Here is a 17,299-nt window from a genome sequence, read left to right on the forward strand (position 1 = left end):
GGGCTATATCCCCAAAACGCTATGACCAAATTACTCAAACCCATTCTTTTTGCCCTTCTGCTAGTAACAGGCCAGTTGGCTCAGGCCCAGGCCAACCAAACCGAGGGCGTTGTCGTGTATACCCGGCGCACCTTCTGGCCAAAAATTACAGCCCGAATGACGTACCTGAGCCAGGAGCAAAAGGACCGGGCAGCCAATACCTGGAAGAATGAAGAAGGTAGTAAAGAAAAAATGAAGCTCAGCTTCACCCCAAACACCAGCTTGTATGGGTACGCCAGTGAATCGGGCGAGTCGGAAGATGGGCGGTATACCTGGCGCAACCGGGAGCTGGCTTTTTTTCGCGATTTTGCCAACGAAAAGCAGGTCGATATTGAGGAAATGCTGGGTAAGGTATACGTTATAGAAGACTCATTACGTATCCCTTCCTGGAAGATTGGTAATCAGGTTCGGGAGATAGCCGGCCATATGTGCATCAACGCCACCACGACCGACCCCGTGAAAGATCAGGTATTGACCGCCTGGTTTGCACAGGACATTCCCGTTTCGGCTGGCCCTGAGCGCATTTGTGGCCTACCCGGCCTCATCCTGGAACTCGACATTAACAATGGCGATGTCATCATCGAAACGGCCAGTATCACCTTTAAACCGGTAGCCGCTGACATTAAACTTCCCAAGATCAAGAAGCCCAAAAAATTAGACGAGAAGGGGTACGAAAGCATGCTCAAAACCTACATTGCCGAGCAGATCAAAGAGCAGCAAAACCCGTACTGGGAGATTCGGTACTAGGGAAGAGCCAGGCTAAACTGTAAAGACCGGGCCCTGGAAGTAGGCTGCCGATTCACCAATTGTGAGCCAGCAGCCTACTTCCAGGGCCCGGTCTTTACAGTTTAGCCTTATTTTTGCCCAATGGCATTCGACAAACTGATTATATACCAACTGCTGCCCCGGCTGTTTGGTAATACCAATACGACCAACCGCGTCTGGGGAACATTGGCCGAAAACGGTTCAGGTACGTTCGCCGACATCAATGAGGCGGCTCTTGAGAGTATAAAAACGCTGGGCGCTACCCATATCTGGTACACCGGTGTGCCCGAACATGCCACCATGACCGACTACTCGGCGCAGGGCATTACCCCCGACGATCCGGCCGTGGTGAAAGGGCGCGCAGGTTCACCCTACGCGATTAAGGATTACTACGACGTAGTCCCCGACTTTGCCCAGTCGGTGCCCGACCGCATGGCGGAGTTCGAGGCGTTGGTAGCACGTACCCACGCACACGGCCTGAAGGTCATTATCGACATTGTGCCGAACCATGTAGCCCGACAATATGGCTCTGATGCCCAACCGGCCAACGTACCTGACCTCGGTGAAGGCGATGATGTTCGGCAGGCATTTTCGTCACAGAATAACTTTTACTACTTACCCGGCACCACGTTCGTCGCTCCGTTTACGCCCGGTAGCGTCGACGCCGCTACGCCGCTGGCCAACTCAGCCCCGCCTATCCACGAAGCCCCGGCGAAAGTGACCGGGTCGGGTTCGATCACTGAAGCGCCGCACCTCGACGACTGGTACGAGACCATCAAACTCAACTACGGCTACAACGTCTTCGAAGGTACGTTATATACCGGCCCCACTGCCACAGCCGACCACCCCGACACCTGGCAGAAGATGCTTGACATCATGCTGTATTGGGCAGCCAAAGGCGTTGACGGGTTCCGGTGCGACATGGCCCACCTGGTGCCGGTGGCGTTCTGGCAATGGGTAACAGCAAAAGTGCGGGCAACGTACCCAACCCATATTTTCATCGCCGAGATTTACGACCCGGGCCTCTACCGGCCGTTTATTTTTGAGGGCGGATTTGATTACCTCTACGATAAAGTAGGCCTCTACGACTCCCTGAGGCGACTTATCGAAGGCCACGGCAGTTGTTATGACCTCACCCGCGTGTGGCAACAGGAGTCGGGCGACTTCGCCGAGCACATGCTCCGGTTCCTGGAAACGCATGACGAACAACGAATTGCTTCATCGTTTTTTGCAACAGATCCGATGAAGGCGCTACCCGCAATGGTGGTGACGGCCACCATGCATACGGGTCCGTACCTGATTTATTTTGGTCAGGAAATTGGCGTTCGAGCCGAAGACGCTGAAGGGTTCAGCGGTCATGACGGCCGAACCACCATCTTCGATTACTGGGGCATTACCGATTGGCAAGGCTACGTTAACGAGCATCGATACGACGGCACAGGGCTAACGCCGGAGCAACGGAAATTACGGGCATTTTACGAAAAACTGGGTACGTTGGTTAACCAGTCAGACGCCATTCGAACGGGGGCTTTTTACGATTTACAGTGGGCTAATCAGGCCACGCCCGGCTACAATCAGCACCGGGTGTACAGCTACCTGCGCTACACCGACGGGCAAAAGCTGTTGATTGTATGTAACTTTGACCAAACCGCTCCCCTCAATGTGGTGTTGTGTATCCCCGATCATGCCTTGTCATTGATGCATATTTCGGGCGAAACAACGTTACACCTGAGCGATCTGTTAGGCAGCAACGATACCAGTACGGGACGTGGCGTAACAGGTTTTCAGCTTAGCCTGCCAGCGGGGAGCGTGCGGATTTTCACACTTGAGACAAGTTAAATTAGCTACTTTTTGGAAGAACGACGTCTAACGTACATGAAATACGGACTGCTTTGGCTGGGGCTCATGGCCTCTCCCCTGCTGGTGTCGGCTCAGACTATAGACGAGTGGCGCCAACTTACGAGTACCCCTTCCCGAACGGTGGCTGAAACGGCCGTTCAGGCAGCGGGTACGTTTCTGGGGAAGCCCTATGTGTACCACACACTGGAAGGCAACCAAACCGAGCAGCTGGTCGTGAACCTGCACGAGTTCGACTGCACTACCTTTATTGAAACCACGCTGGCGCTGGCGCTCGCTCAGCACGAGTTACCCGCCAGGTACACGCCTGCCCAGATCGAAACGACCTTTCGGCGCTATCTGACCAAACTGCGCTATCGGAACGGGCAGATCGACGGCTACGCCAGCCGCCTGCATTACCTGTCTGACTGGCTCAGGGATAACGAACGCAAGGGCATTTTGCAGGATGTTACCCGCGATATTGGCGGTATACAGGTGCAGAAGACGGTGAATTACATGACCGCTGCCGTCCACAAATACCCTGCGCTGGCCGATCCGGCTGTATTCAAACAGATGAATGAAGTACAGACAGCCATCAGTCAACAGCCTTTTTACTTCATCCCAACCAAACTGTTCAAGTCGCTGGAAACCAAATTTCGGGAGGGCGATATTGTTATGCTTACCGCCGCCCGACCCGGCCTCGACATGCGGCATGTCGGCTATGCTACCTGGCGCGAGGGAAAACTGTACCTACTGCACGCCTCGTCGGATCATAAAAAAGTGATGCTGACCAACCAGCCATTAGCTGAGTATCTAATGGCCAACAAACGCCTGTCAGGCGTCAGGGTCGCCCGGTTAAAATCGGCGACACTGGCGAGCGGCAGCCCGATTCCTGCCACAGTGATCTTAGCGCATTGACGCTAGTTAGTCTTGATAAAATCCAACATACTTAAGTAATTATAAATTAATTGTTACTGGTTTAGCAAAACAATGTATCTTGGCAATCTAACCTACTTCGTGAGATGCCTGATCATAATCAAAACGTTGGCTTTATTGACCGACTTGTGCGTGGATTGCTGGCGGTCGATTTATTGGCTTTATGCCTTAGTTCCTTCATCAACGGCCTGGCCGTTCTAATCTCTCTGGTGCTGGTTGCTTTTTTAGCCTATAGCGGCGCAACTGGTCATTGTCCCATTTATTCGGTACTCGGTCGAAACAGCCGACAGCGTACAGAGCCGTAACCTTACTCAGTTCCTACCAAAATTGCCCCGTTTTACCACAAAGCGGGGCAATTTTGTGTCTAAGGGCTGTATCTTTGGCTTATGTCGCACAAAGCGTTTTACCAGACATTTTTCCAAACCGAACAACTCTTTCGCCGGGCCGACGACGTTATGACGTTCCCCGCCCGGGCTGGTTTGACGCCAGACCTGGATACAATCGAACAGTTAGTAGCCAATGGTATACTTCCTGAGTCGGCCAATGACGTTCCGGCAAGCGCCCCTACAGTACTCATTGTCGACCCAGTCATTCCTGCTCCAGCGGCCGAAGTGAGCCAACCAGCCCTCGACGAGGCGTTAGCACCCGCCGCCTCACCTGAACCAGCGCAGGCACTTGTCGACGTACCTGCACCAGGCCCAGAGCCATCAGTCAAACCCGCAGCTACGCCACCGCTACCAACGCCACTCCGTCCGGCAACGCCGCTGATTAGTCAGAAAGTGCTGATTCTGGTGGATGAAGACCTGCTGCCAAGTGATCTGCTCTTCCTGGAGAAGATCCTCAAAGCGGTTCATCTGGATATCGACGGGGTTGACCTACTGAATGTTCATGGCACCAAGACTATCAATTTTGCTGAATTGCTGGCGGGCAAATACATTCATCACTTTTTCACCTTCGGCGTGCCATTCAGCCGCCTCAATCTCGACATTATGATGGACCGCTACCATCCGGTCCGGTTTGAAGGTATCACATTCTTAATGGCTGATCCGTTACCTGCCATCGAGGCCGATGTGGCGTTGAAGAAGAAGCTTTGGGAATCGCTTAAAAAGGTATTTCTATGGCGATGAACGAGCCCGCCGAAAGCACAGGCCGTTCACTCCGCCGCGTTCTGACCACGCCTCAACTCTGGGGGATTGCCGTTGGTCTGGTCATTTCCGGTGAATATTTCGGTTGGAACTACGGCTGGGCTGTTGCCGGTACGCTGGGGTTCGGCGTGGCGACGGCCATTGTCACGGTGTTTTACATCGCCTTTATTTTCAGCTACACAGAATTAACTACGGCTATTCCCGACGCGGGTGGCCCGTTTGCTTATGCGTACAGAGCCTTCGGTCCAATGGGCGGGTTTCTGGCTGGTTTCGCCACCCTGGTTGATTTTCTATTAGCACCACCCGCCATTGCCGCCGCATTGGGTGCCTACGCTCACTTTCTGAACCCGGCTCTTTCGCCATTGTGGATAGGGGTTGTGGCCTACGTTGTTTTTGTGGGCTTCAACATGTTCGGTATCCGTGAGTCAGCCAATTTTTCGCTTATCATCACTATTCTTTCGGTAGCTGAGCTACTCGTCTTCATGATCCTGGTGGTACCGGCGTTCAAACTGGAAAACGTGGTGGCACACACCGATACGTTTGGCTGGCAGGGCGTTTTTGCGGCTCTCCCGTTTGCCATCTGGTTCTACCTGGCCATCGAAGGAGCCGCGATGATGGCCGAAGAAGTAAAAGATCCGAGGCGGACCATCCCGCGCGCTTACCTGCTGAGCATTGGCACACTGGTGATACTGGCGGTAGGTACCATGTTGCTTTGCGCTGGTGCGGGCGACTGGCGCACTCTGTCCGGAATCGATTACCCGTTACCCGAGACCCTGGCCATGGTACTGGGACGGGGCCACCTCTGGACCCGCTTCTTCGCCAGCCTGGGGTTATTTGGCCTGATTGCCTCGTTCCATTGCAATACCCTGAGCTACTCCCGGCAAATCTATGTACTGGCCCGAAACGGCTACCTCCCCGCTTTCCTGGCTCAGGTAAATGAGCGATTCCGTACGCCGCACTGGGCGTTGCTGGTGGGTGGCCTGGTTGGTTTGATCGCGCTGTTTACGGGCAGCACCGACCAGATTATTATCCTGTCAGTGCTGGGTGCCATGATGATGTACGCGATCAGTTTGCTAAGTTTACTGGCCCTTCGTAAAAATGAACCTACGCTCGAACGGCCCTTTCAAACGCCTTTTTATCCACTCCTGCCCCTTCTGGCACTGGTTCTATCGGTAATTTGCTTACTTGCCATTGTCTATTTTAACCCAGCGCTGAGCGCGCTCTTCGTGCTATTGGGCCTGCTCTCGATGAGCCTGTTCAGGCTGGTTGGTCGGCGGCAGGTGGCGGTCAAACTTCACGTGTTGAACGAACAGCCTGCCACCGATGAGGCCCCTTAGCCGTCGATACTGATTTACGTGATGTACCCCGCCTATACACTGCCTGTCTGGCTTGCCGACGAACAACAGCTCCGCGATGAAGCGGTGTTGTTTGGCCTGTCTGAAGCCCGGCCCGATGAAAAGATTGCTGCTATCAGGCTGGCCTTTGCGGCCCTGACCGCTCCCCTTGAGAAGCAGATTGAGCAGCACCACGATGCAATCGACCGTCTGACCCTATTATTAGAAGCAACAGCGGCCCAGGCACCACCCCCTCCCGCCGCAGTAGACTGGTCGGGCGGGTGGCCGGTTGGCAAATTTCTGGTTGGCTTTCTGGCTACATCACTCCTGACCATAGGTACGTACCTGGGTACGTTACCAGTTATAGACACACCAATAGCCCTGTTGCTGGCAGGTCTGACTGGCAGTAGCGGCTGTCTGGTCTCGCTGCTGGTTTGTCAGGCCAGCTATCGTGAAGCTGCCACTGTCCGCAGGAATAGCCACAGCCAGGCTGACGAACTCCATAAACAGCAAGCCGCTAATCAGGTGGTCTGGCAACAGCAGAAACAAAGTGAGGTTGATCATGTCTACCTGGTTGAAGCCGAACTGAATCGGCAAAATGCCCGGCGCGACTTACTGATCCGGCTGTTCGAAAGCGAGTTTGATTTGGCCCGTAGTCTTCGCCATCAGTTACGCGACCGATATGTTGATCTCTAGTCTACCACTACCCGTATCAATCACCTACCCTTATGCAATCTGACTTTCAGCACGGCTACGACAGTGGACAGGAGCAGGCCCAGCGCGACCATTTTGAAAGCTACGTATCGAGCCAGGAAAACGAAGCGTTTTTAGCCAGTCAGCTTGCCCGGTACCAGCGCGACCTTGATCTTGTCGACGCCACTATTGCCACCACGACCGCGACACGTCAAACGCTCGAGCAGCAACGGTACAGCCACTTGACCGCAATCAGTTCACTAACGGGGCGGGTTGCCCGGCTTCGCGAGCAGTTGTCGGCTATCCGGACCGAGCAGGCCGACCTGCGCGCCCGTCGGCAGGCTGTTACCCCCGAATACTCGCTGATTGGTGGGTTGTTCTTCCTGGTAGCGGGCTTGTCGTTCGTGTTTGGCGACCTGATTATCTCGCATGAAATTGTAGCCTATGCCCTCAACATCCGCGACAACATGGAGGCGTGGGCCTTTGCGTTTGGCCTGGCCATGGTGACCGTTTTGCTGAAGCCAGCTTACGACCGGTTGCTCGAGCGACCCTATCAGGCCGACCCGGCCCGACATCAGGTACGGTACGAACGGTTCAAACTGTCGCTGGCTGCATTTGCCCTGCTGACCCTGGCTGTTCTAGGCTGGTTCCGGTACGAAGCCTACCGAACCGATCAGCTAAAAGCCGCCATCAACCGTAGTATTCGTCAGTTGCAACAGCAGGCCACCCCGCTCGACGGCTCGTCGGCCCCGATCGATGCAGCGGTATTGACCAAGATTGAGCAGCAGTTGCAGCAATCGGGCGAATTGAATATCGCACTTGTAAGCAGCCCCTGGGCTATGCTCTCGTTTGTGTTGAGCGGGCTGTTATTTGCGCTGGCGGGGGCTGTCTGCCTGGGTATTGGCCTGCCGGTGATCTCGGCCTTCTGGTTTCGCTGGCTCCAGGTCGATCGCCGGTTGTGGGTGCTTCGCCGCCGGGAAAAGCCGGTACTCGCCGAGCTAGACCCCGCTGATCAAACATTGAATGAACACGCTATGCAACAACAGTTGATTGAGCAGCAGCTCGACAGCTTACCCCTTGCCGAGTCGCTCCAACACCAACGTACCCAACTCCTTACTACCCTTATAGAACTTGGCAATGAACATCGCCTGGCCCTGACCGACCGGCGTATTGCGCAGTATAACGACGGCTATTCGAACGGCAGCAGCGACCGGCACGCTCAGCCGAAAACAGGTAATCGATTGGCGCAGCTCCGTCCGCATGAAGCAATCCGGCAACTGCTTCGAGACAGCATCGAAAAAGCCGAGTAGCCAATACAACAACGCCACCGGTAAATCAACCGGTGGCGTTGTTGTATTGGCTGTTGGCAGAAAAATCGCGTTGTTCTATCCGTCAGTACACTACCGACGTACTGTCCTGTTTATACACAGAGGCAAAGAACTAACGTTCCTCAGAGACCCGAGCCATCGGCCTTTCCGCGCGCTACGCTGTAACTGCCAATATTTTTACCACATACCAGCCCCACCTCACAATCGGACCGGAAGTGGATCATGCCATAAATACGGGAGACCGAAGCCTCTTGCGCCCGCACCCAGAACTCATCGGCCCGCTCGGGGAAGATGCTGCCCAGCACCGTTGCCGCCGCACCCGAGAAGGTAGAGTGCCCCGACGTATAACTGGGGAAGTTGGGAAGTCCAACCGATGTTTTAATGCCGTACTGCTGTGGCCGTGGGGTGTAGTAGTAAAACTTGGTTTCCCAGCAGCACACACTGGCATCTTGCAGAGCCGTAGCCACCAGGGCCAACGTCCGGGCCATACGTACCTCACTGAATTTTGCTTCGTGCGCGGCATCTGCGGCCGAGCGCAGCCAGTGGCCGGGAGGCGTATAACTGCCTGCCCCATCGGCCCAGTAGTTGGCGATCCGGGCCTGCTCACGGGTCTGGTTTTTATTGATCTCCCGCAGTTCTTCCAGTTCTTTATTGAATTGCTCAGACCCAGGTTGCGGAGCCATGCCGGGACGAAGCTTCACCAGCGTTGCCCGGTCGAAATTCCAGGTCGATACCGCCCCATAGTTGGGCAGCATGGGCGGACGGGCCGGAGTTTCCTGGCTTGCCCACACCTCTACTTGTCCCCGACTTTTAGCTGCTTCGATCATGCCCGTAGTCAGCGTCTGGTTATTGGCCGTGCTCATGCCGTCGGTACGGGCGCGGGCCATTACTTTGGCAGCTACCTGACTTCCTAAGCTAGTTCCGGCCTCCAACTCGCTTTTGACATTCATGCCCGCCCACTGCCGGGCGTTGATATGCTCGGCCACTTTCTGGTCGATGAACGCTACCTCACCCGGAAACATCGCTTTGAGAATTACCGCCGAAGCCGCCGCTACAACCGCATCTTCGGATGGGTACGATGGCAACGCCGAAACCGGCAGCGCAGCAAGTACCGTCGCATCTACTTTTGATGGGGCCGGCCGCTTGAAAGCATACTTGTAGTTCCAGGCCGCCACCAGTGCGTCATACTGAGCTACGCTCAGGCTGGCCAGCATCCGAGCCGTATACGGTGGATTAGCAAACGGAAATTTCGGATCAGCGAGTGGGTTCGCCGCGTCGGGAACAGGATATACGCCAGCAGCCGTAGAAGCGGGCGCCGTGTTGTATCGGGCTGCCAGTTCACGGGCAATTTCGTTCCACCGGTAGGCAGCACCCGCCCCCCAGTACACAACCGCTTCCTGTTGAGAAAGCGATAAGTTGGCCGCTTTCGACTTCAGATCGATTAATTCGGACTGGTATTCCGGCGATGTCGTAGCGGCCGGGGCGGCAATTGTCACATCGGCGGGGCTGGTCAGCAGGTACGTTTTCCACGTACCTGCCTTCTCATCAACACTAGCCGGCACGTAGCCTACTCGCTGCGGTTCTTCAATGGATTTATCGCAGGCAACCAGCGCAAGGCTCAGTACGCTGAAAAAGAAGAGTTTATGTATAGACTTCATGATACTTGATTCGATGATAGCTGCCCGGTTCTCAGGATCAGGCAGGTAGTTTATTTCAGGTTGATCTGGTAAAGCAGGCCAATCGTGTATGAGGTGCTCTGGCCCATGTTGAGTCCGTCGGTAACGTACCCAACCCGCGCATTGATCCCCACGTTATGAGGCTGGTATTTACCATACCAGCCAACCGTTGTTGCCCGCATATTATTGGTCGGAAAAGGCATATCGTTCCGCCGGATGTTGTCGCCCGATGTGCAGGCAAACCGCTCGGCAAATACTTCGGTCTGAAACGTACGACGCAGTACCCCCAGCCGAACGGCGGCATCTGTTGCGTTGGGTACTGCCACCTCGTTGGTGTTATAGACCCGTCCGTCGGCCTGATAGGCATCCTGGTCGATACGAATGGTGCCCCGCCAGATGTATGACCCATGAGCCGTCAGGTACACGCCTGTTTGCGGGTGCTTGTAGTTGAGCAGCACCCTTCCTGCCACCGAGCGGGCTCCCATCCCGATCGACATCGGCTGGAAGCTGGCCACGTAGCTGCTCATCGGTACAGAAGCCCCAAGCATACCGTGCAGCGAAAGTCCTTTGTATTGCAGGGCATTAACTTTCAGCCAGCCAGAAACGTCCTGAAACCCTTTCTGGCCCATCAGGTTGCCCGCGCTCGTGCCCGTCCAGACATATGGAACATTGACAATCAGGTTCACCCGATCGCTTAGCCCAACGGCCGCCATGAGCGATGCACTTTGGGTGGTGTGGGTACCGATGTTGAAGTTTTCGCGTTTCAGGGTATTTTCCCAATAAGTGTTCCACTGGCTGCGGCCATACATAGCCGCCGCACAGATGGTCTTTTTGGGCATATAAATGGCATCCTGAGGCATCTGCGCCCAGCTTTTGGCCACACTTATGAGCATAAGCGCACCAAGTAGTAATTGATTTTTCATGGCTTAAAATGAGCGACTTACATTGAAGGAGATCAGGTAATCGGCAAAGGCGGCGTCACCGTGCCGGACCCCCAGCGGATCAAGCTGATCGGCGTAGCTTTTTGTCCGATTTCGGTAAACAGCAACCGGTACGGTCAGCGCCGCCGCATAGCCATGCTTCATGTACGAGAAACCAGGCTCGACCGACACGATATAGCCCGGCCGACGGAATCCAACGCTGCTACCAATGGCATCTTTAGCCGGTACACCCTCTACCCGACCACCCAGCATGACGGCCAGCCCAGGCACAAAACCCAGCGACTGACTCAATCCCAACCGGGCTGCAAACTGGTCAGCCACCGAAAATTCGCCGGTTACCAGATCGATCGTTGTGGCCGTAGGGTTGCGCTTAACACCGTTAGTTTCCCGTGGATTAAACAGATAAAACCCATTGGCATAGGCCGTTAACCCCGCCGTTAACTGCGAGTAGCCCTGCAGTTCAAGGCTAGCTCCCACACCGCCGTCGCCTAGCTGAATCGACTGGTCAACGGGCAGAGTAACGGTATAATCAGCGCCTTCTTTAGTGCGTTTATGAAAGGTATCGGTTGCCTGATAGTTGCCCGTTGGCAGCTTCACGCCAACCCCAACCGCCAGATTCGTTTTTGGCAACCTCGCCGGATTGATCAGCCAATAGCTCGTTGAGATTCTGATATCGCCTATTCCCTGCGAACCTGTGTGGAACCGAAGCTGATCCGGATTCCCCGCCACCGCATTTCCGTAGTGCTCATATAGCGACGACCGATCGTTGAACTGCACCGGCAGGTTTACCGACACCGACCAGCGTAACGAGGGCATGTAGGTGATTCCCAGATCAAGGGCGTGCGATTTATTGATCACCTGCGTTCCCTGTTCCACCCGCTGCTTTTGCTCGACGTCACCGACAAAATGCTTATAGGATTGGAAGAACCGGTAACCGGCTGACACCTGCCAGTGTCCTGTGCGTTGCTTGAAGAAGGCCGCCGATGAGCCTGAAGGAGCCGCACAGCTCATGTGACGAACGGCAACACAGCCCTGTGCTGTTGCCAATTGGGTACTCAGTGCCAGGCCTAGCAGGGCTAGTACGGTATATTTTAGAGATGAAATCATGGTTGACTGTAGGTCAATCCAACCTGGGTACGCGGCAAGCCGTGTGTAGCGCGTAACGAATTACGGGCAACAACAGACTGCGTGGTTAGCACCGCGTACCGGAAAGCAGGAATGGACCAGTAAATTGAGTAACTGATTGTTAAACAGCCCCCATTGAGCACGTTATAACGTTCAGGAACGTACCTGATACGCTACGGTTGTGCCGGAGACAGCTATACAGTAAAACTCATTTAGCCGCGCGGAGGCGGAGACAGCACCGCCAGACAGCGGGCAAGCAGGACAAAAGGCGAGTCGCCAATGCGAACATCGACCAGCCAGGATGTAAGCGAAGGGGTAAGCACTAATCGATCGGCCAGCTGGTATTCTTTCAGGAGCAGCTTTAGCCAATGACCCGCTTTACGCTGTGAATCGTCACCGGATGTATCGCTGATTGTTTTCTTTACGAAGGAGAGCAGGTCCTGCTGCCAGAAGCCTGCCTGTGTATCTTCTATGCCCGAAATGCGAAGCGTATCGCCATGCAGTTCAACACTAATCACATCATAGAAGCGACCGTGGTAGGCAAACCCATCTTCCGTTGTTTGCTTTGCCAGCGTCTGCGCCTGTCCTGACCCAAGCACCACCTGAAACTCAACCATGCTATCCACCGACGAGTACACCGTGAGACGCTCAGTCAGGTCATGCTGGTCCTGCCACCAGACACCAACCGCTACCCACACTGTTGCCAGCGTATGATAGAGCAGTAGGGCCAATAAGCTAAGACTTAGCAGGCGTTTCATGGTTTGTTACTAGGTCGGAGAAAGCGAACTCCTTTTTTGAAATAAAATACAGAACAAATATAGCAAAATACAGTTTACGCCGCTGTACTACGCAGAAAAGTAGCAAAAGTCAGGCTACTGATTCAGAATGGTGGGATTAATAGCCATGTTGCTATTCCATCGAGGTTGAAATTGGTTGCCCACTGAACCTGAAGCAGATGGAGATGCCGGTGATCCTGAGCCGGATTTCGAATCAACTCCTGGTATTGGTAGCCAAGCTCGACTTTCCCCCACCGACCGGTCGCATAACCAATGCCTCCGTAGCTCCAGTTTTCACCATAAAAAGCATTTTTGGCGCTAATCGGGCTGTTTTTTGCACCGGAGAAGCAGAAGAATGCCTCGTTGTTTACGGTTGCGTACCATCCCGTTTTTTGCTGTTTGGGGTCGAAAAATGGAATCGTTGCCCCTACATGATACCGCCCTAACTGGGCAAGTGACCACTTGTCGGTCGACAGCCGAAGTGGATACCGTTCTTCGTACCGCAATCGATGGCTCATGCGTACCCGACTGCTTCCGATACCATGTGCGAGTACAGTTTGCGCCCATAACCGGTTTTCGTTTACCCGAATTCCGAACAGGTTGTGTCGAACATAGGCGTAACCGAGGCCAACCTGCAGCGCATCCGTAACCTTATAGGTCAGACTAGGCTGCGCATAGTACTGCAAGCCCAGTAGACTACCGGCAGCGTACTCCGGTTTTTGTGCCGTTTCGTGACTGGTTGCCGACAGAAAAATGGCATAGCCCAGCCTTTTGGTGAGGGGGCCGGTTTGCGAATATTGAGGGTACACACCAAAAAAAGTCCAACTCTGGGCAACGGCAGGGCAAGACCAGCAGGCAATGAGCGTCAAGAGCGTGGTGATGCGTAGCCAGTTCGTCATAAGTGGGTCAAGTGGCGCTATAAACCACTTGACCACACTATACAATATGTATGCCAGCCACAACAACTACGTACCTGACAACGAGCTGCTTCCAGATAGTCAGGTACTGCTTAGAAAATGAAATTCGTGCTCAGGAATACCGACTTATGATCACCGACGATCTCGTTCAGTATTTCTTTATTGGCCGGCGTGTCTTTCGTCGCCACCGCCGAACGGATCGAGAATGACCGGATGGCATCTTCAACAGACAGTGTTCCTTCGGCCGAGTCTTTACGGCCGGTGAAAGGAAACGTATCCGGTCCGCGCTGGCACTGTGCATTGATGTTCACGCGGCTGACAAGGTTCACCAGTGGGTCAATAAGGGCTGAGATCGTGGTGGTATCGGTGCCGAAGATACTAGCCTGCATGCCGTGGTCGTCGGTGATCAGGTACTCGATAAACTCCTCCACATCATCGTATACCACGACCGGCACCACAGGGCCGAACTGCTCATCGCGGTAGAGTTTCATACCCTCTTTTACCGGGTACACCACCGCCGGACGGAAAATAGACGCTTCCGTCTCTCCGCCACCTTCATTCATCACCGCTGCTCCCTGCGCCACCGCATCCTGAATATAATCGGTCATCTGGCTGGTTTTTCCAGCTTCCGGCAGCGGTGTAATCTGAGCGCCTTTGGCCCAGGGCATGCCGAGTTGCAGGTTGCTGACAGCCGGACAGAATTTTTCCAGAAACTGATCGACGATGCTGCGGTGCGCCCAGATAATTTTAATTGCCGTACACCGCTGCCCGTTGAAGGAAAGCGAACCCAGCAGGCATTCCTGAGCCGCTACCTCCAGGTCAGCATCGGGCAGGATGATGGCCGCATTCTTGGCATCGAGGCTCATCACAGACCGGAGCCGGTTTAGTTTTGGGTGCTGGCGCTGAAGCTGGTCGGCTACCCGGCTCGAACCAATCAAGGTCAGCACGTTGACCTTGCCCGACTGCATCACGGGCGGAATCACATCGGCCCCACGACCGTATAGCGAGTTAACGACGCCTTTCGGGAAACTGGTCCGGAAGGCTTCCAGCATGGGGTAATGCAGCAGAGAACCGTGCTTGGGCGTTTTGAACAGGATTGTGTTACCCATCAAAATAGCCGGAATTAGCGTCGTGTAAGTTTCGTTGAGCGGGTAGTTGAATGGTCCCATCGACAGTACAACGCCCATCGGTGAGCGGCGTATCTGACCAATAATACCCTCTTCGATCCGGAACCGCGACGAATTGCGGTCCATCGTTTTTAAGGCATCGATGGTGTCGTAGATGTACTTTACCGTGCGATCAAACTCCTTGGTCGAGTCGGCCAGATTCTTGCCTATCTCCCACATGATCAGGTTAATGACTAAGGTACGTTGAGCCAGCATTTTGCCTACGAAAGTTTCCATGCAGGCGATCCGGTCGGCTACGGCCATCTGGGGCCATTCGCCACGACCATTATCATAGGCAGCTACGGCGGCATCGAGGGCAGCCATTGCTTCAGTTGGCCCAGCTACGGGGTAAGAACCAAGCAACTGACGTTGCAATATACCCGGTTCGTCGGGCACGCAAACCGGTGAATATACGTCGGACACGTTTCCTGTCCAGGGTTTCATTTCGCCGTCAAGCAGGTACTCGCGCTGGTGGATAGGCTCGATACGGTAGTCGGCCGGAATTTGAGTGAGGTCGGTTGGGAAAAGAGCGGTCAAATCAATGGTGGTCATCTTGCGTTGACGTTTGTTTGGCCGCAAAGTTGACTATTATCCTGACAACCACAGCCCAATCGATAACAGACGTCAAAAAACAACTTCAATTGGTAAATCCAGGCAAGTTAGTTACCAGCAGGCAACTACTGATCGGCTGTATCAGGTACGTGTCATGTGTTGATGGCTACTACTAAAGCTCAATGCCATTACAGACCTGTACAGCTAAAAACCAACGTAGTCGTATACGATCCACCCGGTTTTAGCAACGCGTTTCCTCCCTGCAGACGGTAGCGAAAGGTCGTTCCTAACGAAATGGGCAGGTTTGCCAACCCTGACGCTATCATCTGATCGGCCGTGCTCAGCAGCACCTCCGGGCGGTTGCTTAGGTTGAGTGCCCGGATACCCAGCGCCGAGGCTGGAATTGAATTGGTTTGATACCGTAGATTGTCGGTGAGCCTGACTTGCAATGACCAAGTCAAGCCGAGCGAAATGCTTAGCTGAAGTGTAGTATGATCAACTGTGATACCGTTTCGATACTGATCAACAGTCGATACGCTCAATGTCGGATTACTCAGGATTGTTAGCCCAATGGCCGCCGCGTTTTCAACGGGTTCCAGTCCTCGGTCATCTGCCGCATAAGGCTGTGCCAACATCGCCAACGGCAGTGCCCATACACTCAACAGGATAAAAAAGACACGATAACCACTCATTTCAGGACTGTTTCTAGCTCCGCCACTTTCAAGGTCTGTCCCGGCCCGCTGTCCAGAATTGCAACGATGAGGTACTTACCCGCCGCCAGTGTTTCCGGTATCAGGGAGCTGACTTTAAACTGGTCTTTAGGCATGGTGTTGACAGGAACAGGATCTGTTTTTAGCTCTTGCATAGTAGCCAGATTCAGGTACTCGAGGCGTAGGTTACTCTCCAATAGTGTACCGCCCGTGTTAGCGATTTCGACCGTCAGCTGCGCTTTCTTTCCAGACCGGGCAACCTCCATGTTTGTAATGCCAATTTCAGGCTGACGGCTCTCATCAGGAAGTACATAAATGTGGACGCCAATCTGCACTTTTATCAGGATCAGCGAACCCGCCTTGGCCCGCGCCGTTTCCTGCTCGTTGACCTGCGTGAACAGAATCATTCCGTTGCGCAACGTACCTGCCGCCGCATCAGCACGTACCGTAATCAGCACGTCGGTTTCCTGATGTGGCGCCAACTCAATAACATTCGGCGTAATACTGACAATTGAACAGCACGAGCCGGGTAGTGTTCCGGCCGGGTAATACACTTTGGCGCCTACCGTGTCGCGCCGCCAGTCAGCACAGGTTGCCTGCAGCACCAAACGGGTATCCATTGGGTTGATGATATGAATACGAACGGTTTGCGAGGCAGTTTTACTGTGGTTGATAAATAGTTTGGCAGGAGACACCTGAAAACCGATCTGTGCCTGGCAAACAGAAAACGTTGCCAGACACAGAAACAGCAACAAGCGCCAGGCTTTTATCCAGCAGCTCATTAATTGGTGCATTGTAAGCGGATCAGTGGGCAGAAATAGAATACGTTAAAGTCGACGTGTAAATACCTGATTTGATAAAATCCTGGCTGTTGGCCGGCGTCGAGTATTTGATGTCAACCAGCTTCACCATAGCGCCCGGTGCGTTCGAAGCGATAGTCTGATCGACAGTCGATAAGTTTACAGCGGGCGTTGTCCCAAGCCCAACGCTCATTGCCTGCACAGTAAGGTTCCCGATCGGAATAGTTGTGGCCGATTGACCAATTCCGGATGTCAGATCACCAGCCGCCCGCACTTTCAAATCATATGGCCGGTTGCTGTTGACCAGTAACTGTCCGGTAATTGTGGTGTTTGTCCCCGTCACATAGTCATCCGATGTGCCATATGTTAACGGTACAGCCGGTACTGATACAGCCAGCGACATCACATCGACCAGCGTAAGGGTAACGATCGCATTTCCTGAGGTTAGTTGCGCGTGGGCAGAGTTGGCCCCTACCAGCGAGCACAGGGCAGTTAATACTACTGCCGGAATCCATTTGTCGAGTTTTTTCATAGTAACTGATTATTTGAGAAAGTATACG

At 54.0% G+C, this 17,299-nt stretch carries 17 protein-coding genes; 8 read left to right on the plus strand and 9 right to left on the minus strand.

What is annotated here, in order from left to right; all coding sequences use genetic code 11:
• The first annotated feature begins 21 nt into the window (after positions 1-21).
• The 8 genes from F7231_RS12375 to F7231_RS12410 all read left to right on the plus strand — a co-directional run bounded on the left by F7231_RS12375 (position 22) and on the right by F7231_RS12410 (position 8,058).
• Complete coding sequence (locus F7231_RS12375; RefSeq protein WP_166692117.1) at positions 22-786, plus strand: GLPGLI family protein; 765 nt, start codon at positions 22-24, stop codon at positions 784-786.
• Between the two features lie 120 nt (positions 787-906).
• Positions 907-2,643, plus strand: a complete 1,737-nt coding sequence (locus F7231_RS12380; RefSeq protein WP_166692118.1) for an alpha-amylase family glycosyl hydrolase — start codon at positions 907-909, stop codon at positions 2,641-2,643.
• 36 nt (positions 2,644-2,679) lie between these two features.
• Positions 2,680-3,558 carry an N-acetylmuramoyl-L-alanine amidase-like domain-containing protein gene (locus F7231_RS12385; RefSeq protein ID WP_166692119.1) on the plus strand — a complete coding sequence of 293 codons (879 nt, stop codon included), beginning with the start codon at positions 2,680-2,682 and terminating at the stop codon, positions 3,556-3,558.
• A 104-nt stretch (positions 3,559-3,662) separates the two neighbouring features.
• Positions 3,663-3,881 carry a YgaP family membrane protein gene (locus F7231_RS12390; RefSeq protein ID WP_085413646.1) on the plus strand — a complete coding sequence of 73 codons (219 nt, stop codon included), beginning with the start codon at positions 3,663-3,665 and terminating at the stop codon, positions 3,879-3,881.
• Positions 3,882-3,962: 81 nt separating this feature from the next.
• Entirely contained in the window at positions 3,963-4,703 is a 741-nt protein-coding gene (locus tag F7231_RS12395; RefSeq protein ID WP_166692120.1) for a hypothetical protein, read from the plus strand.
• The gene (gene eat / locus F7231_RS12400) at positions 4,694-6,058 is read left to right on the plus strand and encodes an ethanolamine permease (RefSeq protein WP_166692121.1); all 1,365 of its coding nucleotides are present in this window, start codon (positions 4,694-4,696) and stop codon (positions 6,056-6,058) included. The genes F7231_RS12395 and eat overlap by 10 nt, the downstream gene beginning before the upstream one ends.
• A 21-nt stretch (positions 6,059-6,079) precedes the next feature.
• Positions 6,080-6,751, plus strand: a complete 672-nt coding sequence (locus F7231_RS12405; protein ID WP_166691992.1) for a hypothetical protein — start codon at positions 6,080-6,082, stop codon at positions 6,749-6,751.
• Positions 6,752-6,783: 32 nt separating this feature from the next.
• Positions 6,784-8,058 (plus strand): hypothetical protein, encoded by a 1,275-nt coding sequence (locus F7231_RS12410; RefSeq protein WP_166692122.1) that lies wholly within the window; start codon positions 6,784-6,786, stop codon positions 8,056-8,058.
• Positions 8,059-8,198: 140 nt separating this feature from the next.
• Here the strand turns inward: F7231_RS12410 and F7231_RS12415 are convergent, their stop codons facing one another.
• The 9 genes from F7231_RS12415 to F7231_RS12455 all read right to left on the minus strand — a co-directional run bounded on the left by F7231_RS12415 (position 8,199) and on the right by F7231_RS12455 (position 17,271).
• Positions 8,199-9,734: a phosphatase PAP2 family protein gene (locus tag F7231_RS12415; RefSeq protein ID WP_166692123.1), complete on the minus strand. Its 1,536-nt coding sequence runs from the start codon at positions 9,732-9,734 to the stop codon at positions 8,199-8,201.
• Between the two features lie 50 nt (positions 9,735-9,784).
• Positions 9,785-10,675: a hypothetical protein gene (locus F7231_RS12420; protein WP_166692124.1), complete on the minus strand. Its 891-nt coding sequence runs from the start codon at positions 10,673-10,675 to the stop codon at positions 9,785-9,787.
• Positions 10,676-10,678: 3 nt separating this feature from the next.
• Positions 10,679-11,800 (minus strand): hypothetical protein, encoded by a 1,122-nt coding sequence (locus F7231_RS12425; protein ID WP_166692125.1) that lies wholly within the window; start codon positions 11,798-11,800, stop codon positions 10,679-10,681.
• Between the two features lie 230 nt (positions 11,801-12,030).
• Entirely contained in the window at positions 12,031-12,576 is a 546-nt protein-coding gene (locus tag F7231_RS12430; RefSeq protein ID WP_166692126.1) for a hypothetical protein, read from the minus strand.
• A gap of 122 nt (positions 12,577-12,698) precedes the next feature.
• Positions 12,699-13,493 (minus strand): DUF2490 domain-containing protein, encoded by a 795-nt coding sequence (locus tag F7231_RS12435; RefSeq protein WP_166692127.1) that lies wholly within the window; start codon positions 13,491-13,493, stop codon positions 12,699-12,701.
• 110 nt (positions 13,494-13,603) lie between these two features.
• Positions 13,604-15,229, minus strand: a complete 1,626-nt coding sequence (locus tag F7231_RS12440) for an aldehyde dehydrogenase family protein (protein WP_166692128.1) — start codon at positions 15,227-15,229, stop codon at positions 13,604-13,606.
• Between the two features lie 188 nt (positions 15,230-15,417).
• Entirely contained in the window at positions 15,418-15,921 is a 504-nt protein-coding gene (locus tag F7231_RS12445) for a hypothetical protein (RefSeq protein ID WP_166692129.1), read from the minus strand.
• Positions 15,918-16,733 (minus strand): fimbrial biogenesis chaperone, encoded by an 816-nt coding sequence (locus F7231_RS12450; RefSeq protein WP_166692130.1) that lies wholly within the window; start codon positions 16,731-16,733, stop codon positions 15,918-15,920. The genes F7231_RS12445 and F7231_RS12450 overlap by 4 nt, the downstream gene beginning before the upstream one ends.
• Before the next feature lie 10 nt (positions 16,734-16,743).
• Positions 16,744-17,271, minus strand: coding sequence for a hypothetical protein (locus tag F7231_RS12455; protein ID WP_166692131.1), 528 nt, complete (start codon positions 17,269-17,271; stop codon positions 16,744-16,746).
• Between the last annotated feature and the right edge of the window lie 28 nt (positions 17,272-17,299).

The organism is Fibrivirga algicola, assembly GCF_011742925.1.
GTDB lineage: Bacteria > Bacteroidota > Bacteroidia > Cytophagales > Spirosomataceae > Fibrella > Fibrella algicola.